Below are 23,383 nucleotides of genomic sequence, written 5' to 3'. Positions count from 1 at the left end.
ACCAGTGCGATGAAGGACCCCTTGCCATGAACCCGACAGTTATCCGACCCAGCGTCAGCCCGAAGACGATCACCAAAGTCACACGCCTCTTTAACGGCACCATGGGCGATATTCTGGGAGAGCTCCTCCAGAATAGTCGCCGCGCGGGCGCTTCCCGGATCGATATCGCCTGCTGCGCAGATCAGGACGGAGCGCGACTGACCCTTGTCGATGATGGAACCGGCGTCGCCGATCCCCAGACCATGATTGCGCTCGGGGATTCGGGCTGGAACCAGCGCATCCATGAGGCCGAAGACCCGGCAGGCATGGGTGTCTTCAGCCTGGCGGGCAAGGACACACAGATCAGCTCGCGTCATGTCGATGCCGACACCGGATGGTCGGTCCATGTCCCCGCGGATGGCTGGACCGGCGCGCAGGACATTGCCGTGCGGCCCCTTGCTCGTCCGGTTGGGACGACCATCACTTTCCTGATGCCCGGAGTGAGCGAGCAGACGTCCGAGCGGATTCTGCGCGAGGTCGCGAAGTTCTACCCGCTGCCTGTGTTCTTCAATGGCACGGAAATGCCGAGCGAGGAGTTCCTCGCCAAGGCGATCTACATTGCCGAGTGGAACGGCAGCCAAATCGGCGTGTTCGAAGGGCGCGAATACCACCAGGACCCCACCACGAATTTCCATGGCATGGTGCTCACCCGCAAGCTTGCCAGCGTCTCGGAGAGCCTTGGCGGCAAGACCTACCATGCCCGGCTCGATATCGGGGCCACCCCGGGCCTTGCCCTTGTGCTCCCGGCGCGCAAGGAATTCGTCGAGAACGCCGCATTTGCGGCGCTTCAGGCAGGGTGCAAGCGCACGATCTATGCCGCGCTGGCGCACAAAGGCCAGCACCGGCTCTCCTTCGAGAACTGGAAGGAAGCGCGCGATCTGGGGGTTGCCCTGCCCGAGGCCGACCCCTGCCTGCCCCGCTGGCATGCGGCCATCGCGGAGAGCGACAACGTCAATGTCGAGTATGAGGAAGTCGAAGCAGGTGCGGACACGATCCTTGTCGCGGATCTTGAGCCCGATATTGCACAGGGACTGGAGCGCGCGCTGCGCGAGCACCCTTTGCGCCCGCACCTCGTCGAGAACCATCCTGCCTACGCTGGCTATGGCTGGTATGACGCGCTGCATCAGCTCGGGAACGTGCGCTTCTATGTTGCAGCCGGGGAGCAGGGCCACGTCATCGCCGAGAACGGCAGCTTTCCGCCGCTCGATGACCATGTTCGTGCCGAGACGATCGAGCTGAGGTTCTGTGTCTTCCACCGCGCCAGCGAAACGCAGCGCGAGGAACGGTTCCCGGCAGATGTGGCCTTTGTCGTGGGCGAGGATGGCTGGTACAGCGGTGTCGACCAGATCCGCATCGCTTTTGTGCCGGGTCCGGCGCTGACCCCCGAAACGCTGGTCGATCTGATCGAGAACGTCTGTTTCTGTGCGAGCGACGACAGCGAGGCCGACTCCTGGGACACCCAGCACGAGCACTTCTTGCGCGACGCGCGCGAGCTCGCGGCCCGGGTGCTGCTCGGCGAAGACGAGGCCATTGCGGCGCGTATCCGCGACACGCTCGCCGGTATCCTGTGGGTCATTCCCAAGGATCGGCAGGTTGCCATTACCGTCGCCCCCGGGACCGCGATCAATGTTCAGCTGTCCGCTTGTCAGCCTGCCGGCTGAGGCTCGCGAGGCCGTCCGGTTGCCCGCTGATCGCCCCTTTGATCGGGAGGAGAGCTCCAATGCATGACACATCCGACCTCTCTTGCGCTCGGCAGCGCACCGAGCGGATCGCGCTGCTCAATGATGCCGCACGCCAGGGCCGTGACCGAACGGCACGCATCGTCATGACCTCCGGGCTGCTTGCAGAACTCGGCGGCGACACGGTGGCACAAAGCATGATGGCACAGGCCCGGCTGATCGCCGCTCTGCGCCATTGCACCTTCGCCCCGGATTCGCCCGAGCGAGACTTTGCAAGCCTGGATGTCGATGGCATCAAGGTGCTGATGAAAGTCGATTATTACGACACCGAACTGGCATTCGGGTCCGAGGATCCGGCCAATCCAGCGATGACACGGCGGGTCATCACGCTGATGCGGCCAGCGGACTACTGATCATTGTGAAGGGCAGGCATTTCGCTGCGTGACCGGGCAGCCGCCCAAGCCCGATGCGGAGGTAAACGGCGCATGAGCAGACACAAAGTACCGCTTCGCAACGGGATTGCGGCGGCAAGTGCCTATGTTGGCTGGGATCGCCCGCTTCAGACCTATTTCGCACAGGTACTGAGCGCCCCTGACGAAGACGGAGAAAAGATCGAACTTGTATGGGTCGGAACCGATTTCGGCGAGCTCCCCCGCGCAGTTGACGCAATCCGCGTGCTCGAACCCTATTGCCATATCGATGCAAGTCTTGCCGCACAGCTCGAGATCGACAGGATGGCCTGCCTCGCCACGCGCGATGGGCCCAATCAGCTCGAAGCCAAGGCCTTCATGGCGCGCCTCAGCCACATCAAGGACAGGTCCGAGCCCGAAGCTTAGGTCAGTATAGACCGTGCATGGCTCGAAGCAGGGCCGGTTCAGCTCCAAACCACACATCAAGACTCCTCAGCCCTCTGGGCTGGATAGAATTACGCGCGCCTGCGGTGGCTGGCGCACGGGCCGGGCCACGGGCCCGGAGGAGAGGGGGATGGGAGAAGGTGTTCCGGACAAGGGGTTCGGACAGCATCAGGAGAACTTCGACATGAACATCGGCACCCTCAAGGCCAACGCAGAAGGCGTTCACATCGGCCGCATCACCACCCTGACCTTCAGTGCGACCGTCGCTCTGCGGGCCTTCGAATCCAGCAACGAGCGCGCACCCAAGTTCGACCTCATGGCGCTCTCGGCGGACCGCCGCAGCTGGGTCAAGATCGGCGCGCTCTGGGAATACTCGTCGAACGAGACCGGCGAGTGCTTCCTCTCGGGCCAGATCGACGATCCCAGCCTCTCGGCGCCGATCCCGGTCGCCATGTTCCAGCAGAACGATGGCAGCTACAACGTCGCCTGGCGCCGCTCGAAGCCCAAGGCCTCGCTCGACGGCTTCGGCAGCGAGAGTGAAGGCGCCCTGCCGCCGCTGACTGCCACCGGCGACGAACCGGCCAGCGACCGCAGCGTTGACAGCGGTGCTGCCACCGGCGACGGTCTGGGCGACAGCACCGCTCCGGCACCCAAGGGCAAGACGCGCGCGAGCGTCGACGCCTGACCGGGACAAGCCCCCCGTGACCGGTGCCGCGACCCGCGCCGGTCACATCGGGAAGGCCCGTCCGCGCATTCGTCGCGGGCGGGCCTTTTCTTTGCCCGGTGCTTGCAAGCCGAGCCGACCTGCAGCGGAAACTCTGCCTGCGAAAGAGAAGGGGGAGGTGCCGTTCAAGCAAAGGAGGCTTGAATGGCACAGACAAACTGGACTCTCGATCTTGGCGGGGCTCCGTGGAACGAAGACTGCGCGCAGATCGGCCACACCCCGAACTTCGACCTCGTGAATACCGCAGAAGTCACGCTCTACAGGGCTGCGCTGATCGCGGTCGCCGGGCCTCCGCCCGCCGGGATCACCCTGCGGATCAAGGCTAACGCCCATGATTTCGGGACCTACCGGACGGTCGAGGCGAGCGTCGACGACGAACAGGACGATGGTAGCCATGCCAGCTATATCGAGACCCTCGAGACCGGCTTCGCCTTTTGGCATCAAGCCGGGTTTGCACCGCCTGAATTCGGCAAACTGACAGCGAGCAATCAGCTTGCGGGTTTCGTCGTGGATGCCGTCGCAAGCGCGCTGCGGATCACACGGCCGAGCAGCACCGGCGCATTCTTCCCAGCGTCCTCCGGACCGCTTCACCGGAACCTCACCGCAGCCTTTCCGGAGGCGGCGCAGCGCGCCTTTTCCGAAGCGAGCCTGCCATGCTGACCGACAGCGAGCGCTTCGCCTTCAGCGTCTGGCGGATCCATGCGTTCGCCTCGACGGGCAATGCCTACGACGCCGTGCAGACCGACGAGAGCATCGCAGCCGGTGACACCCTGCTTGTTCTCGATGAACGGGTTGTCGGTGTCGCGATGACTTGGCCTTTTGCCATCACGGCACAGCCGGGCAAGCTTCACGCGGTCTGTGCGCCTGGCGCTGGCGAAACCCTTGGGCACATTGAAAGGGCGCTCGATGTTCCAGACGGGTCAATCGCTCGAGCCTGCCGCCTCGCAAGGACACTGGGCATTGCGATTGATGCGGGCCTCGTCCCGTGGCTGTCTGAGCCGCTGGCGAGAGATGGGGACGACTAGCGCGGCGAGTGGCGCCACAGAAATCTTGCTATTTTGGCAATAATTGCTATTTTAAGGCCAAGAGGAGATACCACCATGCCAGCGGCGGCGAATGAGCACCCCAGGGTTCCCCTAACCCAGTTTCACAACAACACCGGCGAGTTCCTCGATCTGGCAACCAAGCAGCCGGTCGTCCTGACCAGCCATGGCCGCGAGCGGCATGTAATCGCAGATAGCGAGTATTTCCGCCATCTTGAACAGGCGGCACGCGGTGTGATCGCCGGCCACATGAATATCGAAGCTGTCGCTTCGTCCGACATGACCGGAGCCGACCGCAAGGCTTTTGCCAATGCACGGCCTTCGGCCAGTGAACTTGCCAATGACCGCTGGGAAGACTGACCGACCCGCCGCAGGCCATATCCTCCGTTACGTCTATCTCTTCGAGGAAGAGCAGAGACGAGGCCGCGACGAAGGCGTCAAGGAACGCTTCGTCGTCGTCGTGGGTGTGGACGGCTCGCGCTATCTGGTTGCCGCGATCACGACCAAGGGCGAGGGGCGCAAGAACGCCATCCCCATCCCCGATGAGATCGCACGCACAGCCGGGCTCGTTCCGGGTAGCGCGATTGTCGTTTCGGAATTCAACCGGTTCACCTGGCCCGGGTTCGACATCAGACCCCTGATGAAGCAGCCCGGGTACATTGCCGGACGACTCCCACCGCGGTTCACAGCAAAGATCATCGATGCCATCGGAGCCTGGGGCGCCGCTGCCGTCGATCGCGATTGATTTCCGGAACGCCGAGGCAGCCTGCTCCTTGGAGCCTTGTCTGATCGTGCATCAACGTCAGGCCAGTCACGCCGGCGTTGTGGATTGGCGCCGGAGGTGGCCGAGGTCGGGTATTCCGGATCAGTGCCGCAGAGGGACCTCTCGCTCACCGGGATCGGCAAGGGCGGGCGAATTATCCCGTGATCATCATCGTCAATAACAAGCCGGTACGCGGCGAAGTTGATGTCCAGGCGTGCGATAAGCTCCTGTGCCAACAGCACGTCCGCCGACCAGTGCCCATGCCTCTTTGGTCGAGCTTAGGGCCAACCTGCAGAAATGCGAGCCGTGTTGCCCGGCAAGCCGGGCTGCCCGCACCACCTCGATTTACGAGGTTCCCCGCGCGCGGAAGCGCGCGGTGTCCCAGCTCTCCCGCCGAGGCTCGACAAGGGCACCGGCGGACGAGCCGTCGGTACCAAGGAGGCTCTTGCAATGAACATCGTCAACCTCGTCGGCCGTCTCGCCAAGGATCCCGTTGCCCGCGACCGCAGCGACACCCGCATCACCGAACTGATCCTCGTGACTGAACGTCCGGTGATCCGCGACGGCAAGGTCCAGAAGGATCCGGAAACCGGCTACCCGGTCAAGGATGCCGAATTCCACAAGATCACCGTCTTCAATGGCCTCGGGCTCCCGCTGCGCCAGCACAAGGCCAAGGGTGACCAGCTCGCCGTGACGGGTCGCATCCACTACTCGCGCTGGCAGGACGCCGAAGGCAATGACCGCTACGGCTGCGAGATCATCGCCGAGAACGTCGAGTTCCTGTGATCGTCAGGAGGGCGGCGCTTCGGTGCCGCCCTTCCACTCGTAATTGGTTGCGCGAGCCAGATTATGGAGCGCAGGTCGGCTAATTGCCGGTAGGATCAATCCTGGCACCGCGGTGACCACAGCTGCAGCGCAAGTGCTGGGCTACCATGTCCAGTTTAAGAGGGATCGACCTGCTGAAGCAGTGATCGCGAAGCCGGGCCGCCGGCACGATGACTACACGCCTGCAGCGGCCGCACTCGATCTGCGCATTGAGGCCATGACGAACGAGATCGGCGACAGAATCGAGGCGTTTGGTTCCCATACGCCACCGAGAACATATAAAGAACTTCATCGTCAAGGGATGCCGAAGGGGAGGTTGGCGCCTGCCGGCTTATGGCCGGCATCGCGCTCTATTCCGCCGGGCTGCCGCCAGCACACAAGCGTGGCCTGTGTGCTGGGTCTGCGACCGGCGTCACCTAGTCCCTGCCGGGTCTCGGCCTATTCGGGTGACGATCGCTGGCGTGAGGGAGTGGAGTTCGCCCGCGCCTTGCCTTGCTCTAGGTCCGTTCCAGTCCGCTCTTACGTCCGGTTGAGAGATACAGTTCGAGCGCACCGGATGACCGGGATTGGGTGGAAAATCGAATGGCGGCTTTGGAGTCGCTCAAGTCGGCAAGATCTACGTAATCGGGCGACCGCTTGGGCCTCGCTACCATCGCTTCCAGACCGACGCGCGATCGGTGGCATAAACCTGCTGGACCCATTTCACTGCTGAGCGGTTCGACCAGCGCTTGAGGGCTGACGATAGCGATACTGGCCATCGAATCCCCTCAGATATGCCCCGAACCGGTTCGGTTTGGAGGCTTGCGATTGGTGCCAGCAAACTAGCTGCGGTGAGATCAGCTCGACCGAATTCATCTCCGGAAAGGTAGTCCCCACGCTCGAATATCACCTGATCGAACCAGTCAAGCTCATGGTCCACTTGAGCGATAAGGTCCGGAAGGACATCTAACCGGGCATTCATCCCAGACACCATCATGGGCCTAAGTATGGGCCACGTTAATCGACCGATTACAGATTGCGGTCGGCTCGACACTCGGAAAAGGACATCACGGATGCCCGATTTTGAATCGGACAGCAGTCCAGCGTACAGGCACTGACGGATGAGTGGCGCCGTTTTTTCTTCGAGTCTCCGCTCAATTTCAGGAACACCGCCAGGCATTCCAGTCCAATCCAGAATCAAGTCACTACCCTGACAGATCGATCCATCGCGATGCACGAGCACGGGAAGAGCTGTTGTGGCCACGGGTAGGCCATGGGATCCCTTTGAGGGGTCAGGACATAGAACGGGCACAGATATACGCTAAGCGTCTCTGCGCGCACTTATGGGTCGACTCTATGCGTCGACGACTCCAGCATTCCAAAGGCATCCATCGGACAGTTGTAGCATCGCCTCTCGTCGCAGAGCCGGCATATCGTCAGCGCCGAGACAGCGTCGTCAGACATCTGCGCAAGTATTGTCTCGGCAATACGTTCCAGCACGAGGCGGTCAGCATTCGAGACATGGCTAAGGATTTCGGATAAAGTCTCGTTTCTTCGTTGCAGGATCGCAGATAGGCGAGTCTCGCCTGCCTCAGTGAGCATCAGCGCTACTGCACGACGGTCCCGTAGCGCTTTGGATCGAACGGCGAACCCGGCTGCAACCAATCGATCGACAAGCCGCACCGTCCCCGCGTGGGACAAGCCTAGCACCCGTCCTAATTCGTCGATCGAAAGACCGGTCGCGTGACCGATGACGACGATCGCCGCGGTGGTTTCGCCACCGCCGGGTATCGTCGGGTCGAATGCCGCCTTCTTAATTCGATCGGTGATGCCCACTGCGAGGGCGCCGAACAGATTGACGAGCCGGTCCGAGAGTACGTTCAAAGGGTTGCCTCATTCATTGACGGCGTATAGTGTATGCGCAGCGCATATATCACGCCTGTCTAAGCATGAAGGCAGGTCATGCGCCATGATGAAAGCGAGGCACCATGTTTTCGACATTACACATAGCTGAAAAGACGACCGGCTCTCGCGGGTCTCTCGCGTTGCTGCGCTGGGCGCTGGTGGTCATCTTTCTCTGGTTCGGTTGCATGAAATTCACGAGCTATGAAGCGATGGGCATCGCGCCATTGATGAAGAACAGTCCGATCATGAGCTGGATTCCGGCCGTTTTTGGGGTGCAGGGTGGAAGCTATTTTATAGGCACCGTCGAGCTCGCGACGGCCGCTGCGCTGATTATCGGTGCTTTCAACAAGACGGCCTCCGCTCTCGGCGCGGCGATGTCATGCCTGACTTATGCCGTGACACTGACGTTTTTCCTGAGCACGCCTGGCGTCGCCGAGCCGACCGCTGGCGGGTTCCCGGCGATTTCGGCCGGAACCGGACAGTTCCTGTTGAAGGACCTGGTGCTTCTTGCGGCATCAGCGTGCCTTCTACTTGCGTCCATACGGACAGCAGACGCGTGACGGCAAACAGGTGATAGGCGACGCTCCGGACCTGCGCTTTTGCCGAACCATACCCGCCTCAGCCCATAACGATCGACAAACCCTGTCGCTTTGATAGGGTGTTCGAAAACATGCTTTCGAGGGTTTGTCGTACATGCTGGTCGGATATATGCGGGTGTCAACGACCGATGACCGCCAAACGGTCGATCTCCAGCGGGACGCGCTCGTCGCAACCGGGGTCGATCATCGGCATCTCCATACCGACAAGGCATCCGGCGCGCGCGACGACCGACCAGGCCTGAAAGCCTGCCTCGACTATCTGAACGCGGGCGACACACTGATCGTGTGGAAGCTCGACCGGCTCGGACGCTCGCTGCCGCACCTGCTGACGATCGTCACCGATCTGAAGGCGCGCGGCATCGCGTTCCGGTCGCTGACCGAGCAGATGGATACGACCACGCCGCACGGCGAATTGCTGTTCTCGCTGTTCGGTGCATTGGCACAATATGAGCGTGCGCTCACGCGCGAACGGGTGATGGCGGGACTGGCTGCTGCCAAACGCCGGGGACGCCAAGGTGGCCGCCCGCCGATGATCGACGCCGAAACGCTCGAGCGGATCACCGCCGCGCTGGATGGCGGGGCCAGCAAGGCGTCCGTCTGCCGGACCTTCAAGGTGCCGCGTTCGACCCTTCTCGGCACGCTTGCCCGGATCGGCTGGACCGCACCGGCCAAGGTCTAAGCCGATGCCGCGTCGCGCCGTCCTGTCGGACGAGCAACGCGCGGCGTTGCTCGCGCTTCCCGACGACGAAACCCTGCTCGTCCAGCACTGGACATTGAGCCGGGACGACTTGGCCATCATCGTCCGCCGGAGGCGACCGCATAACCGGCTGGGTTTCGCGATCCAGCTTTGCGCGCTGCGCTATCCTGGCCGTTTCCTGCGACCCGGTGAACTGATCCCTGATACGCCGCTCGCGTTCGTCGCAGAGCAATTGCAGGTCGGACCCGAGGTGCTGGCCGACTACGCGACGCGCGGCCCGACCCGGTACGAACAGCTCGATGCACTGCGCGATGCATTCGGCTTCATGCCGCTCAGTCGGCCGCTGCGAACGACGTTGCAGGAATGGCTCCTGCCGATCGCGCTGACGACGACCAGCGGGGCTAGGCTGGCGCGCGTGATGCTGGATGAGTGCCGGCGACGGCGCATCATTGTGCCGGGCATCAGTTCGGTCGAGCGGATGGTCGCACAGGCGTTGCTCGATGCCGAACGCCATGTCGCCGAGCATCTGACCCGAGGACTCGATGCTCGACAGCGCCGGCTGCTCGATGCGCTTCTCCTGCCCCACACAGGCACGAACTTGAGCGATCTGGCCTGGGTGCGGCAGTCACCCGGCAAGCCCGGCCGAAAGACATTCGCCGCCATCATCGAGCGACTGACACTGCTTCGGGCCATCGGGATCGATCCGGATATCGCCGTAGGCGTCCATCCCGAGCGCCTCCGACGCCTGTGCCAGGAAGGCGTGCGGCTGACCGCGCAACATGTTCGGACGCTGCAAGCGACGCGGCGTCGCGCCACATTGGTGGCGACCATCCTCGAAACCATCGTTACCCTCACCGACGATGCGGTGCTGATGTTCGATCGCCTGCTTGGGCAGATGTTCCGGCGCGAACAGAACAGCGCGGACACGACACTCAAGCGCAACCGGCGCACCATCAACGGCAAAATCCGGCTGCTTGCCCAACTCGGCGCTGCCTTGCTCGCCGCCAAGATATCAGGTGGCGATATCGGCGCTGCGGTCGAGGCAGCGATCGGATGGAATGATCTCGGCCGCGAGGTCGATGAAGCCCGCAAGCTGATCCGCCCCGATTCGGTCGATCCCGTCGCGGTCGCCGCGACCAATTACCCCGTCCTCCGACAGGTCGGTCCCTCGTTCATCGCCTCGTTCACATTCGGGGCGGTGCCAGCCTGCCATGCGCTCGCGCGAGCGGTCGCGATCATGCGCGACCTTCATTTTGGTCATCTGCGCAAATTGCCTGCAGGCACGCCAGTCGGCTTCATCCGGCAAGCTTGGCGTCGGGCGATCGGCACCGGCATTCCCGATCGCAGGATCTATGAATTGTGCGTGCTGGTCGAGCTTCGCGACCGGCTTCGCGCCGGCGACATGTGGGTCGAGGGAAGCCGACGCTATCGTGCTGTCGAGCAGCAACTCATTCCTGCCCCCGTATTCGCCAACATGCGCGCGGCCGGCCCCTTGCCGATACCGGCACCGGATACGGCCGATATCTGGCTGGCCGAACGACGCGCCCGCCTCGCCCGTCGATTGGCCGAGGTCGAGCGAAAGGCGGAGACGGACGCGCTGGAAGACGTGCAGCTCAGCTTGGGCAGGCTGCGGATTTCGCCCTTGAAGGCGATTACTCCCGAGGAATCCGATACCGCCCTTGCGCCGCTCTATGCGCATCTGCCCGCGATCCGCATCACCGACCTTCTTGCCGAAGTCGATCGATGGACCGGGTTCAGCCAGTGCTTCACGCATCTGCAAAGTGGCCGTGCCGCGGATGAACCACGTGCGATCCTCACGGCGGTGCTCGCCGATGCCACCAATCTGGGCCATACGCGCATGGCGGAAGCCTGCAATCTCGTGACCCAGCGCCAACTCGGTTGGCTCGCCTCGTGGCATCTGCGCGAGGAAACCTACGGTCGCGCGCTCGCCCGGCTTGTCGACGCCCAACACACCGCGCCGCTGGCCGCGCTGTTCGGGTCCGGCACCTCGTCCAGCTCAGACGGTCAGAACTTTCCGCTCGACCGCCGCGCCCAGGCAACCGGCGCAGTCAATCCGCACAAGGGGACAGAGCCGGCTGTCTCCTTTTACAGCCACGTCTCGGATCGCTACGCGCCGTTCCATTCCACAGTTATCTCCGCTTCGGCGAGCGAGGCGGCACAGGTGCTCGACGGGCTGCTCCACCACGGCGCCGATCTGCACATCGAAGAGCATCACGTCGATGGCGGGGGCGTCTCCGACCATGTGTTCGCGCTATGTCATCTGCTTGGGTTCCGGTTCGCGCCGCGTATCCCGAATATCGCCGCACGCCGTTTGCACCTGTTTAACGGCATCGAACCCGGCCCCGATATTGCGCCGCTGGTCGCGGGCCGCATCGACGAAGGTCTGATCGAGGCACACTGGGACGACGTGCTGCGACTGGGAACCTCGATCCGCACAGGCGTCGTCAGCGCCTCGATCATGCTGGAACGGCTCGGCTCCTATCCACGCGCCAACGGCCTGGCACTGGCGTTGCGCGAGATCGGTCGCGTCGAGCGTACCCTGTTCACGCTCGACTGGATCGAGCAGCCCGAACAGCGTCGCCGCGCCACCCGCGAACTCAACAAGGGAGAAGCGGAAAATGCCCTGAAACGCGCCATCTTCTTCCATCGCATCGGCCGTATCCGCGATCATGCGCTGCAAGCCCAAAGCCATCGGGCGAGCGCGCTGAACCTCGTCGCCGGTGCCATCGTCCTGTGGAACACGACCTACCTGCAAGCCGCCCGGATGCATCTCGCCAACCTCGGCCGGCCGGTCCCGCCGGACCTGCTGCAACACCTATCACCGCTCGGTTGGCAGCATATCAATCTCACCGGCGATTACCTCTGGACCGATCCCGATGCGCCATCCACCGCGCTCAGACCGCTTCGCCAGATGCGCGCCGTCGAAGGCACGGCAAAACCTTAGCGTATATCTGGGTCCGTTCTGTGTACCGACCCCTATCTGCGGAGATTGACGAGCACCAAGCGGCCGGAGCACCGCGAGGACTGCCCCTTCTTCCGCGACCAGGTCACGCACCGCATCACCGAGATCCGCTCTCGCGAGACGCCTGCTGATCCACCCACCGGCTATTTCGAGGTGCTGCGCCCAGCCCCGGAGAAACTGGCGCAGAGGCCCGAGGAAGATGCCAGCGACGATCGCACCCGCCATGCCTCCGTTCCGCGCCTAGCGCGGCTCCTGTGGCGCCTGATCGACGCTGCCGGCACCAACAAGGTGGCCCCCGTCGCGCACGAATACGAAACCGCCTCGATCAAGCTGGAGTTCGAGGCGCTCGGCAGAGCCTCGACCAAGATCGAGATCGCGCCGGGCATCGAGCTCGGCCGAGCGTTCTGGACCCACGCAAATGCGCTTCACAGCCGTAGAGCCTACGCCATGCTGCGCCAGCTCGCGAAATCGTGGCCGAGCGGACACGCGCCACAGGGCTTCATGGCGCTGTTCTCGCCACACGTCCGGGGCCACGTCGTCGACGTCCCCGGGGCCGAGGCGATCCACGTCGCCAACCGCGTGCAGTCGCCCTCCGTGCGCGGCAACCTCATCAAGGGGCCGTTCTTGGTGATGATCGTCGCGGGCGAGTATCCCGAGGCGCACGGCTACGCACCGCTTCGCGCCTACGCTCAACCAATCTTCTCCGGTCAGCGCTTCATCCCGGTCGACTCCGAGTTCGAACGGTCGGTCCTTCGCGAGCTGTTCAAGGCCCGCCGGCTACTGGACGCCGGGGGAGTGGATCTCGCGATCGAGAAGCCCGTCTTTGACCGCCTCACGACCCAGGGCTCATGCCGACCCGACTTCCTCCTCGAGGCACGCTCGCGCCTGACTGGCGAGATCAAACAGCTCGTGGTCGAAGCGATGGGCTTCAGCGACGACGACTACCTGACGTCCAAGGCGACGACGCATCCGCGTATGCGGCTCCTTGGACCACTCCTGACGATCGAGCCCACGGATGTCGAGAAGGACCGCGTGGGCGATCTGATCGCGAGTGCTCTCGATCTCTGAGGCTCAGTTCCAGCTCAGGCTCATGCCGAACGAGACCACGATCCCGAGCGTCACAGGGGTCGACAGAAGGTAGAGCTTCTGCCAGCGCCACCAGGTCTTCGGCAGGAACAGCACGGCGCCACGCACGGACCGCATCTCCTCCCAGGACCGCTCGCGATACAGACGGATTCCGGCGACCGAGACGGAGAGGACCATCGCGATCGCGCAGCACAGCCCCGTGGCGGTGTAGAGTGCTATCCAGTTGATCAACTCGACTTGGGTCAGGTGCGCCATGATCAGCCTCGTAGCCCGCCTCGGGTGATTAATGTCTCCGACCCTTGGCCGGTTCCGAACGGACCCTATCTGTTTACAACAGCATGGTGAGGATATGCTTAACCCCCCACCGCAACGAAAGTGACGCAAGTTCCTCGCATACCGCAAGCTAATGGTCGATAAACGGCTTCGCACGTCCTGCCGATCGGATCGCCGACCCACGTCCGCACGCCGAGCTGCCGAGGCGGTTTGTTGATGAACCCCGGCGTCGTCGTCCTCGTCATCATCTTCGAGGGCGTTCGGAAGGTCACGCTCCACGCGACCGAAGCGCAGGCGTGGCGGCAGCTGATGGAGTTCGTAGACCGACGCTGGGAACGCCGGTTCGGCCGAGCCCCCTCCCCTATCGAGCCCGAGGCGCGCGCGGACCAGTTCTTCCGCAACAACAGCGACGATCTCTACGCCATCATCGACGCCGACCTTTCCGAGCTGCAGGAGGCGCTCAGCTGACGCCGTTCTTCGCTTGGCCTGACGCACCATCCCGTCGTACAATCTAGGCGAGCGGGAGCCTCCTATGTTCGAGTGCCTTATCTTGGGCGACAGCACCGGCGTCGGTGCCGGTCAGGCGATCAACCGGCGCTATGCCCAGCAATGCGACGTGCAGGCCGTCGAGCGTGCTACAGCGGCGCAGATCCTCACCTGGAGGAAAACGGGCAAAGACTATGGCGCCTGTGTTTTCGCCATGGGATCAAACGACCCGGCCGGCGCCGCCCTCGCGACCAAACTCACGAAGATCCGCACCAGCCTCTGCTTTCGCCGAGTCATTTGGCTGCTGCCTTATGCAAGACCCCAGGCTTATACTGTCAGCTCGGTTGCCGCTCGCTTCGGGGACGAGACGGTCGACTTGAACCGTTTTGAGACGCGGGACCGGATACATCCGCGCAACTATTCGCAAGTAGCATCGGTTCTTCTGCGCTGAGCGCAGAATCATAAAAGAGGTGAGAGGGATCGAGAGGATCGGGCAAGCGGGAGTTGCGTCCCGCGGCCCCTGCCCTCACCCGCCGAGGCTCCGGTCCCGGCGCAGCTCGCAGGAGCTTGCGATGTCGCTACACCTCTTGATGATCACCTTCGGCGACAAAGACGAACTGTCGGTCCACCCGGACCACGGCTCCGCATGGGCGGCGCTGCTGGGGTTCGTGGACGATCGCTGGTCAGCCTTGCTCGGAAGCACAGAGGCACCCGATGACGAGAACGCGCGCGTCGACGCCTTCTTCGCACTTCCGGACGCCTTCTACCTGATCGGCGAAGTGGTGGCGTCGCTGCCCGCCGCCTAGCGTTCCTCTCCCTCAGCCAGGTCCATCAGCTTCTCGATGGCCTGCCAGTAAGGCAGCCGCTCCCGGTCGCAGTATTCGACGAAGCGCCCCATCACGCTCACCGGGCCTTTGACGCTGACCTGGTGGAGCTGCTCGCCCGCATAAGCCGACTTCTGCCGGCGCGGCAATGCCGCAGGCGCGGACGGCTTGGAGAACCCGTGTTCGCGCCCGATGTCATCTACCGCAGCCGCGTCTCGGCGCTGATCCGTTCGGCTGCGTTCAGCCCGGGTGTTCGGCCGGATGTCCGAGAGATCGTCCAGCCCAAGTTTGATGCCGTTGCTCATGCCGTCTGCTCCACGACAGCGTTCTGCCGTCTGATTTCCGTCACGACCTCCTGCACGAAGGCGGTGGCATTGATGCGCGCCTTGTCCAGCCCGGTCGCCTGATCGTCGCCGAGGCTCCAGAGCGAGCGGTAGTGTGTGAACATCGCGCGAAACCCCGCGCGATCGTTCAGAGCGGTCTCGAAGGTCGGGATACCCGCGCCCCGAAACTGCGACCTGATTTCCTTCTCGTCGCGCGTCGCGATCGCAGGGTTCACGCGCGTAAACAGCATGCGATACGGGATCTCGCGGCGAAGCGCCCTCCCCTCATCCACCACCAGCTTGATCGCCCGGCTCGCCTGTCGTGCGTCGACCGGCGACGCCTGCAGCGGGATGATGACCAAGTCGGCCCCTGTGCATTATGCGGACACAGATTCACGGTAGCGGTTTGATGAGCAGCGGCATGAGGCCATTGGCGTCGAGATCGAGGTGATCGGACCAGACATAATCGCCGGTGAGATTGATGCGATCCCAACCCAATGGTGAGAGCCGAGACAGCATAGCCGGATCGATCTGGCTTCCGCGGCGGCGCATTTCTTCGACGGCGTGCCCAAGATAGCGACAGTTGAACAGGATGATCGCTGCGGTGACGAGGTTGAGGGCAGCCGCGCGGGTTTGCTGGTTCTCCAAGCCACGGTCGCGAAAGCGACCGAGCCGATGGAAGGCGACCGCTCGCGCCAGGCTGTTGCGCGCCTCGCCCTTGTTCAACTCGGCGGTGACCGTGCGGCGTAGCGCCGGATCGTCGAACCAGCGCAACGTGAACAGCGTGCGCTCGATCCGTCCTACCTCGCGGAGCGCCGCGGCGAGGCTGTTCTGCTGGCGGTAGGCGGATAGCTTTTTGAGGATCAGCGAGGGCGTAACGGTGCGATCACGCATCGCGCCGATGACGCGTTCGATATCCGGCCAGTGGCTGACGATCAGATCCCGGTTGAGCCTGTGACCGAACAGTGGCGCAAGCCTGCCATAGCGCTTCGAAGGTTCGAATGCGTAGAGGCGCCGGTCGGACAGGCGAGGAATGCGCGGCTCGAAATCGAGCCCGAGGAGATGCATCGTTGCGAACACGATGTCGGAAACGCCGCCTCCATCGACGTGCAGCGCGGTCAGATCGGCGTTGCTGTCATGGCCGAGGAGCCCATCGAGCGCATGGATGGCTTCTCCTGCCGTGCCGGCGATCACCGTCTGGTGCAGCGGCGCGTAGCGGTCGGTGATGGTGGTGTAGATCTTGACCACTGGGTCGCGACCATAATGGGCGTTGACCGCTCCGCCGGCTTCGCCCGGCCCGCCCAGGTAGAAGGCCTGGCCATCCGCGGAAGCCCGGTGTCCTTGCCCAAACCAGGCGGCGATCGGCTCGGCGTGGATGGCGTCGGTCAGACAGGCGAGCGCCGCCCGAAAGGTTTCCTCGCGCATGTGCCATGTCTGCATGCGCAGCAGCGCGCGGCGTGACCCTGCGCCGCATACCTCGGCCATGCGCGACAGCCCAAGATTGGTCGCTTCGGCAATCAGAGTGGCGAGGAAGGCCTGCTCATCGCCAGGCGGCAACCCGGTCGAGACGTGCCCGAAGTGCTGGGTGAAGCCGGTCCATCGTTCGACCTGCGACAGCACGTCGGTGATACGCGTGGCAGGCAGCATACCGTAGCAGGCAAGCGTCAGATGCCGTCCTTCGTCGTGCCCGGCATCATCGTCCTTCAGTTCCTTGGGGAAGCGCAATCGCTCGCCAGCGAACAGGGCAGCATCACGTCCGGCCAGATTCTGGGCGACGTCGCACAAGGCTTTGTCGAGTTGCGCGGCGCGCTGATCGAGCCATGCGTGTGGATCACCGAGCGAGAACACCGGTTGCAGCGCTGCGCCACTTGATGGCGCGAGCAGCACCTCCAGCGACCTGTGCAGCCGTGACCTCGGCACCCAGATATCACCCGATGCCAGTGCATTGGCGAGCGCCCCGTAGGTGGCCATCTCCCAATGCGTCCGGTCGATCTTGCCGGCGACCACGACATGGCGGTGCCAGCGCCGCTCGACATGACCGAGCGGAACGTCGGCAGGGAGCGGCTTGCGCCAGTCGCCATCAAGATCCGACAGGACCGTCATCGCATTGCGCAACGCCGCGGTGCCGGCCCGGCCGTGGAAATCGAGCGTTTGCAGGAATAGAGGTCCTATTCGTTTGAAGGTCCGGTATTCGGCTGCGATCTCGCTCAACACATCGTCCCTGTGAGGTGCCGCGGTACGACGGATGATCGCGGCATCGGCATCGAGCATGTCGAGAGGCACGATATCCCTGAGGGCCGCGCCGATATCTTCACCGGTGCGTGCTACCCGGCTAACTGTTTCCAGCACGGTGGCGATGCGCATCAGTCGGTCACGGCCTTCGCGTCCCGAAATCGCGATTCCCTGTTCCAGGCGTTTGCGGGCACGAAGGTGAGCGCGTCCCATCAAGGCGCCGAACATGGCGATCGCCGCGTCGGTAAGCGTGGCTTCCATCTCGCGCAGCGTAGCAAGCAGGATGACCCGCCTGCGGGAGGCGCGCATCTGTTGGAAGGCCTGGGCGGTATAGCGCACGCCTTCGCGGGCGAACTGCGTCATGCGTGGCTCGTGCAGGGGATCGACCGGAACACAGGAAATTCCGGTCCTGCGGATCAGAGCGACCTTCTCAAGGATTTCGGCGAGCGAGGCTGACGCGACGCGGGGCTGTGGTTCGCGCAGCCACGACAAGCGGCTCTGTCGATCATGCACCTTCTCATCGACCAGCGTATCGAGGCGCTGACGCATATCCGCATCGAGTTTATCATGGATTGCAGCGACCAGATCGGTTTCCACCCGCAGCATCGCCTCGGCCGCCATCCGCTCGACTACGCTGATGCCGGGGATAACGATGCGCCGCGTGCGCAGCTCGTCGAGCAGTCGATCGAGCAGAATACGCCCGTCCACGATGGGCATGGCTTCGATTTCCAGCCAGGTCATCATGATACCGCGCGCTGGCCGGCTCAGATCGGTGAAGCCGAAGCGCGCCTTGATGGCGGCAAGCTGATCGTAGCGGGTCGGCGCTCGCCGCGCGAAGTCGGCGATGGCGCCTGCATCCACCCCGACCTGCTCGGCGATATGGTCGAGCATGATCGCAGGCAACAGCTCGCCTGCGCGCAGATGCCGCCCCGGAAAGCGGAGGCAACAGAGTTGCAGGGCGTAGCTCAACCGGGTTGCCGGAGTGCGCGCGGTGCCGATTGCAGCAAGGTCCTCGGCATCGAGGCCATAGTGTCGCACCACCGCCGCCTCGCTGTCGGGCAAAGCAAGCAATGCGGCGCGCTGCCGCTGGGTCATCGGAATACGTGCGGGCATGTTTCATCCTTCAAAAACCTCTTGCCTTTTGCCCGCTTAATGAAAGAGGATTGTGAAAGGCCCAAGGCTGCGGAAATTGGTGCATCCTGTTTCCACCTCCGGATACGGCCGTTTGTGAAAGAAGCTGGATGACGCGCGAATCCTATCTGATCGGCTATGCCCGCGTGTCGAAGGGCGACGACCAGTCGAACGCCACGCAGCGGCGCGCGCTCGACGCGCTCGGCTGCAAACGTGTATTCGAGGAGACCGCTAGCGGCGGGCGATGGGACCGACCCAAGCTCCTGGAGATGATCGGGCAGTTGCGCGAGGGAGATGTCGTCGTCGTCTGGAAGCTCGACCGGCTGTCGCGCAGCCTGAAGGACATGCTGCACATCATGGAGCGGATCGAGCTCGCGGGAGCGGGCTTTCGTTCGTTGACCGAAGCGATCGACACCACCACCGCGGCAGGGCGGATGATGATGCAAATGGTGGGAAGCTTCGCCGAGTTCGAGCGGGCCATGATCCGCGAACGCACCAGCGCCGGCCTTGCCCAGGCACGTGCCGAAGGGCGGATCGGCGGACGACGGCGCAAGCTCGGCGACAAGCAGCGTCGCGAAATCGCCGAATCCGTCACCTCCGGTCGCAAGTCCGGTGCCGAGATGGCACGGTTGTACGGCGTCAGCGAACCCACGGTCTCGCGCATCGTCGCCGCGCACCGCCAGCAATTCAGTCAGCAGCAGAGGGAACAGGCATGAAGCGTGGTCACGATCTGTCCGGCGTCATGAAGTTCGCCACCTCGCCGGCCTGGGGCGAGCATCTGGGCGAGGCGCTCGGCGATCATCTCGGTCTGGCGATGGAGGAGTTCGACTTCGAAGCGGACGAGCTGGCAGACATCGTCGGCGATCATTGGGTCGGCGTGTTGTGGGGATGCGCGTTCGAGGATCTGCTCACGCGCACCATCGAACCCGGGGACCGGAACATTGTTGATGACTATATTCGGCGCCGGGGTTGGAACGAGAGCGGCTCGACCAAAATCTACCTGCGTGCCCTTCGATCGTCGGTGATGAGCCTCTACGAAGTCAGCGAGGTCGAGCCCGGGAGCGGCTTCCTTGTGCGCGACCTGATCCAGGGCGACGAGCCACTTCGAGTATCCGAGCGCAGCGCCTCGCAGACGCTGAAGCAATGGGACAGGATCGGTGCCCGCGTCGTGCAGGTCGGAGGCAAGCACCTCCTGTCGGGCGGCGTGCTGTCGTTCACGATGGAGGCGGCCGAGGCGCTCGTCGCCGATCTGCGGCGCTCGAAGGGCAAGCGCAGCCCGCGCACCGCGTTGAACCTAGACGCCGACGATCTTGCTGCGCTTCCAGCCCTCATCAGCACGGCATGGCTGTTCGATGTCGTTCCCAAGACCATGGGACCGGCGTCGATCCCTACGCTGCACAACAGTGATGGCGAGGAAGTGGTGTTCCACCGCGTGCGCTTTCCCTTCGCACGCGGCGTGACCCAGGCGCTGGTCGGTGAGCGGCTCGATACTATCCCTGCGCTTCAGCGGGAAACCACGCACTTCTGGAACTGGCTGGGCGAGGAACCGAACGGAATAGCGAAGAGCACCGGGCGTATGGCGTGGGGTGTGACGATGGCGGACGGCACCCCGGTGCTCGGCAATGTCGAATTGAAAGGCCGCGCCCTGATTCTCGCCGTCACCTCGGCCGAGCGGGCGAAACGCGGCACCGCGCTCATGACCGATGCGCTAGCCGGGTTGGTCGGCTCGCCGCTGACCACGATCGAGACGGTCGAACAGGCCATGGCGGCGCGGGCCGAGGGACTGACAATGTCCGAACCGGCACCCGCCATTGCGCCAGAGGTGGCAACCCCGCTCATCCATGCCATGCTCGACCGTCAGTACCGCGCGACGCTCGATGAACCCATCGGCATACTCGGCGACATCACCCCGCGCGCAGCCGTTCAAACGGCCGCAGGCCGGCACCGAGTAGCCGGGTGGCTCAAGCATCTCGAAAACCGCAGCAGCAGCCAACTCGACGCGAACGACCCGATGGCCACCTACGACTTCACCTGGATGTGGCGCGAACTTGGCATCGAGAACCTGCGCAAATAGTTGGCTACCCCTGACGTCGATGCCTACCGTGAATCTGTGTCCCTACAATGCACAGGGGCCATCAAGCGCACGGCGCTCGCCGCAGCCGACCAGGGCCTGGTCGATCTCATGGGCGCCGATCTCGACCATGCGATCGATGCGCTGAGCACGCATTCGTTGCGCGTCGGCCTGACCCAGGATCTGTTCGCCAATGGCGAGGATGCGGGACCGATCGCGCAGGCATTGCGATGGACCTCGACCGCCACTGCACTCCGCTACGGCCGCAAGCTCGCTCCGTCGTCCAACGCGGCGGCGCGTATGTTGAAGGGTGTCAGGAAATAACGCCGGTGCAGAGAATTTTGTCGGTCAGGTGAATTGGCGTGGGGTGTCGGATGCAGTGTTCTTTGTCCGTTCACATCTGGCGGACGCGCGCGATGGCGCCAGCGAGGTCGTGGCGGGGGTCAGGCAGCAACGAAGCAAGCAGGGCCAGGAAGGCATCGCGTTCGGCGGCGCACTCGGCGCCGATGACGCTGGCGCCGCTGATGATCGCGCGATCCTCGCGATACTGGTCCCAGGTTCTCTGGAGCGTGCGCAGCGCGAAGCAGTGACGCATTTCCGCGGGGTAGAGGGCAGGGGAGGCGTAGAGCGTGCGCGCTAGCGCGTCGACCTGGCCTTGCCGGAACGCGATCGCGGCGCTGTGGACGGGGAGGGTCATGTCGGCTCCATCTGTGGTAAGCTGATAGCCGCGAGTGGAGTCGGGGTCAAAGCCCGAGTTTACCTAACTGGTAGATTGGTATCCTATCCGGCTGTCGGCCTCCGACCGGACTTTCCATAATCGGACATTATGGTAAAACCGGGCTTGCCAAATCGCTCCATTCGTCCGAGAAAATCGCCCGATCGGAGCCCCGAAAAGGAGAGCGTGCCCTGACGAACGATCACCGTATCGCGGCCGAGCTGCGTGCGCTCTTTGGAGGCGATGCTGGCACGCGGCGGTCGGCCGCCGCGATCGCGCGCGTGCTCAACCAACGCAGCGTCACGGCGAACCGCGTCACCGCGCGCGACGCCGCCTTCGACCTGATGTGGGCCTATGAAGCCCGCCGCCTTGTCGACGACAGCCCGGGGCCGCGCGGCGGCGCGGGCTGGCGACTGTCCACGAAGGGCGCGACCCTGATTGCGAAAATGCACTCTGCATCGCCGGATTGCGCGTCGTGACCGAGCTCGCTCCGCTGCCGTCGTCGCTCGAGCTCGTGCTGTCGGCGCATGGCCGCCTCGTCGACTGGAGCAAGGCGCAACCGCTGGCGATCGAGGCCGCGGCCGACGCGATGGCGCCGGCGACCAAGGCGGCGATCGTCGCCGACCTCAAATGCTATCTGCGCTGGTGCATGTTGCAGCGGCCGATCGTCACCGCGGTGCCCGCGACCCCCGAAACCCTCGTCCTCTATCTGCGCTGGCTCTCGCGATCGTCCGAGACGCGCGCGGCCGCCAAGCCCGCGACCCTCGCGCGGCGCCTCGCAAGTATTGCGCGCGTGCATCGGATCCTCGGCTATGGCGACACCGAAGCCTTGCCGACGCAGGCGGGCATGGTGCGCGACACGCTGAAGGGCATTCGGCGCAAGGCGGGCGCGCGCCAGCGCCAAGCCGCGCCGTTGCGGTTCGGTGCGCCCATGTCGTCGGCCGAGCCGGAGCCCGGCGGGCTGACGATTCAGGGTCTGCTTGCGGCGTGCGGCGACGATCTGGTCGGGCTGCGCGATGCGGCGCTCGTGTCCATGACCTATGACGCGGGGCTTCGGGTGTCCGAGCTGGTCGCGGCCACGGTATCGGATCTGTCCCGCCTTGGCGATGGCAGTGGGCGGTTCGAGATCCGGCGATCGAAGACCGACCAGGACGGGGAGGGCAGCGTCGTGTGGCTCTCGGCCGAAACGATGGACCGGCTGTCGGCCTGGTTGGTCGCGAGCGGCATCGAGGACGGACCTGTTTTCCGCCGGATCAATATCCTCACGCGCGACAATGGCGGCGGGCAGCAGCAGCTGACCCACTATCTGGGAGCTTCGGGCCTGACGCGGCAGGGGGTTGTGGCCATCCTGCGCCGTGTCGCCACCACGGCGATCGCCGACGGCCACATCGCGGTGCCGCCGGGGGAGGAGGCCGATGCGGTGCAGGCGCTGAGCGCACATTCGTTCCGGGTCGGGCTGACGCAAGATTTGTTTGCTGCCGGAGAGGATGGCGCTGGGATCGCGCTCGCATTACGCTGGTCGTCGGCCACCACCGCGCTCCGTTATGCACGCGAGCTCGCGGCGGGAAGCAATGCCGCTGCGCGGGTTGTCGGCAGGGTGCGGAGTTCTAAGACAAGCGGGCAATGTTAGGAGTAATTATGAGCGGCGGAATTCCCACGGATGAAAGTGGTCAGGTGGGCAATGTTTACACATTGGTGCAAGCGTTGTTTCAGGATGCATCGAATGCGGGCTACGATCGGCGTGCGATCGCCGAAGCGCTGATGTGCGGTGCTCGCGATGTACTTGCCGACGATACCGAATTTCTGGCCGTGTTCGATCGGTTCAGGATGCTCCATTTGCGATAGAGGCCGTGAAGAAGCACTCGACGGGACGGTTGTGTAGCAGGCGATTTCGCCGGCAGCGAAGGCGGCGCGAACTCGCTCTTGGCGAAATTTTTCGAGTGGTGCATTCTCGGCAGAAAGGATGTGTGAATGTCAGTAGAGCCATCCAGTTGGACCTATATGTGTAGGCGCTTGCAATCATATCAGTGTCTGCTCGCAAACAGCCTGATTTGTTAGCGTCCGCGCTCGTGGTGTAATTTCCGGTGTAGGCGATGGTGTATTCCGGGGTGGGGCATGCCCCACCCCGGAATGCGGCGTCGCTGGTGGCCAC

The 23,383-nt window shown here is 63.8% G+C and carries 26 protein-coding genes and 2 pseudogenes; 22 read left to right on the top strand and 6 right to left on the bottom strand.

Annotation, left to right across the window (positions count from 1 at the left end):
- Positions 1-26 precede the first annotated feature (26 nt).
- From ATE70_RS22650 to ATE70_RS22610, 9 genes are all read left to right on the top strand, one after another.
- Positions 27-1,700, top strand: coding sequence for a hypothetical protein (locus tag ATE70_RS22650; RefSeq protein ID WP_058539792.1), 1,674 nt, complete (start codon positions 27-29; stop codon positions 1,698-1,700).
- A 59-nt stretch (positions 1,701-1,759) separates the two neighbouring features.
- Positions 1,760-2,131 (top strand): DUF3768 domain-containing protein, encoded by a 372-nt coding sequence (locus ATE70_RS22645; protein ID WP_058539791.1) that lies wholly within the window; start codon positions 1,760-1,762, stop codon positions 2,129-2,131.
- A gap of 72 nt (positions 2,132-2,203) precedes the next feature.
- Positions 2,204-2,554, top strand: a complete 351-nt coding sequence (locus ATE70_RS22640; RefSeq protein WP_058539790.1) for a hypothetical protein — start codon at positions 2,204-2,206, stop codon at positions 2,552-2,554.
- 148 nt (positions 2,555-2,702) lie between these two features.
- On the top strand, positions 2,703-3,257 hold the full coding sequence (locus ATE70_RS22635) for a DUF736 domain-containing protein (RefSeq protein WP_058539789.1): 555 nt from the start codon (positions 2,703-2,705) through the stop codon (positions 3,255-3,257).
- A 183-nt stretch (positions 3,258-3,440) separates the two neighbouring features.
- Positions 3,441-3,956 (top strand): hypothetical protein, encoded by a 516-nt coding sequence (locus ATE70_RS22630; RefSeq protein WP_039330704.1) that lies wholly within the window; start codon positions 3,441-3,443, stop codon positions 3,954-3,956.
- Positions 3,950-4,321: a hypothetical protein gene (locus tag ATE70_RS22625; protein WP_022675508.1), complete on the top strand. Its 372-nt coding sequence runs from the start codon at positions 3,950-3,952 to the stop codon at positions 4,319-4,321. Before ATE70_RS22630 ends, ATE70_RS22625 begins: the two co-directional genes overlap by 7 nt.
- Before the next feature lie 75 nt (positions 4,322-4,396).
- Positions 4,397-4,699 (top strand): type II toxin-antitoxin system prevent-host-death family antitoxin, encoded by a 303-nt coding sequence (locus tag ATE70_RS22620; RefSeq protein WP_039330707.1) that lies wholly within the window; start codon positions 4,397-4,399, stop codon positions 4,697-4,699.
- Positions 4,680-5,084, top strand: a complete 405-nt coding sequence (locus tag ATE70_RS22615; RefSeq protein WP_022675506.1) for a hypothetical protein — start codon at positions 4,680-4,682, stop codon at positions 5,082-5,084. Before ATE70_RS22620 ends, ATE70_RS22615 begins: the two co-directional genes overlap by 20 nt.
- Positions 5,085-5,552: 468 nt before the next feature.
- Positions 5,553-5,888 (top strand): single-stranded DNA-binding protein, encoded by a 336-nt coding sequence (locus ATE70_RS22610; RefSeq protein ID WP_039330710.1) that lies wholly within the window; start codon positions 5,553-5,555, stop codon positions 5,886-5,888.
- A gap of 1,359 nt (positions 5,889-7,247) precedes the next feature.
- Here ATE70_RS22610 and ATE70_RS22605 read toward each other — a convergent pair.
- Positions 7,248-7,790: a MarR family winged helix-turn-helix transcriptional regulator gene (locus tag ATE70_RS22605; RefSeq protein WP_010339851.1), complete on the bottom strand. Its 543-nt coding sequence runs from the start codon at positions 7,788-7,790 to the stop codon at positions 7,248-7,250.
- 104 nt (positions 7,791-7,894) lie between these two features.
- On the opposite strand from ATE70_RS22605, the gene ATE70_RS22600 reads away from it, so the two are divergent.
- The 4 genes and pseudogenes from ATE70_RS22600 to ATE70_RS22585 form a co-directional block, all read left to right on the top strand.
- The gene (locus tag ATE70_RS22600; RefSeq protein WP_010339850.1) at positions 7,895-8,371 is read left to right on the top strand and encodes a YkgB family protein; all 477 of its coding nucleotides are present in this window, start codon (positions 7,895-7,897) and stop codon (positions 8,369-8,371) included.
- Between the two features lie 133 nt (positions 8,372-8,504).
- Entirely contained in the window at positions 8,505-9,089 is a 585-nt protein-coding gene (locus ATE70_RS22595) for a recombinase family protein (RefSeq protein WP_010339849.1), read from the top strand.
- Positions 9,090-9,093: 4 nt separating this feature from the next.
- Complete coding sequence (locus tag ATE70_RS22590) at positions 9,094-12,072, top strand: Tn3-like element ISMpo10 family transposase (protein WP_012449407.1); 2,979 nt, start codon at positions 9,094-9,096, stop codon at positions 12,070-12,072.
- A gap of 33 nt (positions 12,073-12,105) precedes the next feature.
- A pseudogene (locus ATE70_RS22585) lies at positions 12,106-13,158 on the top strand (hypothetical protein); the annotation flags it as partial.
- Positions 13,159-13,161: 3 nt separating this feature from the next.
- Here ATE70_RS22585 and ATE70_RS22580 read toward each other — a convergent pair.
- Entirely contained in the window at positions 13,162-13,431 is a 270-nt protein-coding gene (locus ATE70_RS22580) for a hypothetical protein (RefSeq protein ID WP_054362420.1), read from the bottom strand.
- A gap of 234 nt (positions 13,432-13,665) precedes the next feature.
- On the opposite strand from ATE70_RS22580, the gene ATE70_RS22575 reads away from it, so the two are divergent.
- The 3 genes from ATE70_RS22575 (at position 13,666) to ATE70_RS22565 (ending at position 14,741) form a co-directional block, all read left to right on the top strand.
- Positions 13,666-13,917 (top strand): hypothetical protein, encoded by a 252-nt coding sequence (locus ATE70_RS22575; protein ID WP_058539788.1) that lies wholly within the window; start codon positions 13,666-13,668, stop codon positions 13,915-13,917.
- Between the two features lie 82 nt (positions 13,918-13,999).
- Positions 14,000-14,386, top strand: a complete 387-nt coding sequence (locus ATE70_RS22570; protein ID WP_200912148.1) for a hypothetical protein — start codon at positions 14,000-14,002, stop codon at positions 14,384-14,386.
- 121 nt (positions 14,387-14,507) lie between these two features.
- Positions 14,508-14,741 carry a hypothetical protein gene (locus tag ATE70_RS22565; RefSeq protein WP_054362423.1) on the top strand — a complete coding sequence of 78 codons (234 nt, stop codon included), beginning with the start codon at positions 14,508-14,510 and terminating at the stop codon, positions 14,739-14,741.
- Here ATE70_RS22565 and ATE70_RS22560 read toward each other — a convergent pair.
- Genes ATE70_RS22560 through ATE70_RS22550 form a run of 3 tightly spaced genes read right to left on the bottom strand, consistent with a single transcriptional unit; the run spans position 14,738 to position 18,427 of the window.
- The gene (locus ATE70_RS22560; protein WP_054362424.1) at positions 14,738-15,064 is read right to left on the bottom strand and encodes a hypothetical protein; all 327 of its coding nucleotides are present in this window, start codon (positions 15,062-15,064) and stop codon (positions 14,738-14,740) included. The two genes, ATE70_RS22565 and ATE70_RS22560, sit on opposite strands and share 4 nt — an antisense overlap.
- Positions 15,061-15,444, bottom strand: a complete 384-nt coding sequence (locus tag ATE70_RS22555; RefSeq protein WP_058539787.1) for a ParA family protein — start codon at positions 15,442-15,444, stop codon at positions 15,061-15,063. The genes ATE70_RS22560 and ATE70_RS22555 overlap by 4 nt, the downstream gene beginning before the upstream one ends.
- 31 nt (positions 15,445-15,475) lie before the next feature.
- The gene (locus tag ATE70_RS22550) at positions 15,476-18,427 is read right to left on the bottom strand and encodes a Tn3 family transposase (protein ID WP_021226799.1); all 2,952 of its coding nucleotides are present in this window, start codon (positions 18,425-18,427) and stop codon (positions 15,476-15,478) included.
- Between the two features lie 128 nt (positions 18,428-18,555).
- On the opposite strand from ATE70_RS22550, the gene ATE70_RS22545 reads away from it, so the two are divergent.
- The 3 genes and pseudogenes from ATE70_RS22545 to ATE70_RS22535 all read left to right on the top strand — a co-directional run.
- On the top strand, positions 18,556-19,161 hold the full coding sequence (locus tag ATE70_RS22545) for a recombinase family protein (RefSeq protein ID WP_021226800.1): 606 nt from the start codon (positions 18,556-18,558) through the stop codon (positions 19,159-19,161).
- A complete protein-coding gene (locus ATE70_RS22540; RefSeq protein ID WP_058539786.1) occupies positions 19,158-20,519 on the top strand; it encodes a hypothetical protein in 1,362 nt (453 codons plus the stop codon). Before ATE70_RS22545 ends, ATE70_RS22540 begins: the two co-directional genes overlap by 4 nt.
- 60 nt (positions 20,520-20,579) lie before the next feature.
- Positions 20,580-20,840, top strand: a pseudogene (locus ATE70_RS22535) (integrase); the annotation flags it as partial.
- A gap of 70 nt (positions 20,841-20,910) precedes the next feature.
- On the opposite strand, the gene ATE70_RS22530 reads toward ATE70_RS22535, so the two are convergent.
- Entirely contained in the window at positions 20,911-21,213 is a 303-nt protein-coding gene (locus ATE70_RS22530; protein ID WP_058539784.1) for a hypothetical protein, read from the bottom strand.
- Positions 21,214-21,512: 299 nt separating this feature from the next.
- On the opposite strand from ATE70_RS22530, the gene ATE70_RS22525 reads away from it, so the two are divergent.
- From ATE70_RS22525 to ATE70_RS22515, 3 genes are read left to right on the top strand one after another with little or no spacing between them, the layout of a single operon-like run.
- On the top strand, positions 21,513-21,710 hold the full coding sequence (locus ATE70_RS22525) for a hypothetical protein (RefSeq protein WP_058539783.1): 198 nt from the start codon (positions 21,513-21,515) through the stop codon (positions 21,708-21,710).
- Positions 21,707-22,861 carry a tyrosine-type recombinase/integrase gene (locus tag ATE70_RS22520; RefSeq protein ID WP_231732809.1) on the top strand — a complete coding sequence of 385 codons (1,155 nt, stop codon included), beginning with the start codon at positions 21,707-21,709 and terminating at the stop codon, positions 22,859-22,861. Before ATE70_RS22525 ends, ATE70_RS22520 begins: the two co-directional genes overlap by 4 nt.
- An 8-nt stretch (positions 22,862-22,869) precedes the next feature.
- Positions 22,870-23,076, top strand: coding sequence for a hypothetical protein (locus ATE70_RS22515; protein ID WP_058539782.1), 207 nt, complete (start codon positions 22,870-22,872; stop codon positions 23,074-23,076).
- The last annotated feature ends 307 nt before the right edge of the window (positions 23,077-23,383 follow it).

Source organism: Sphingopyxis sp. H053, from assembly GCF_001468225.1.
In the GTDB taxonomy this organism is placed as follows: Bacteria; Pseudomonadota; Alphaproteobacteria; order Sphingomonadales; family Sphingomonadaceae; genus Sphingopyxis.
The sequence above is the reverse complement of the archived record's forward strand: the minus strand, read 5'-3'. Positions and strand labels throughout refer to the sequence as shown.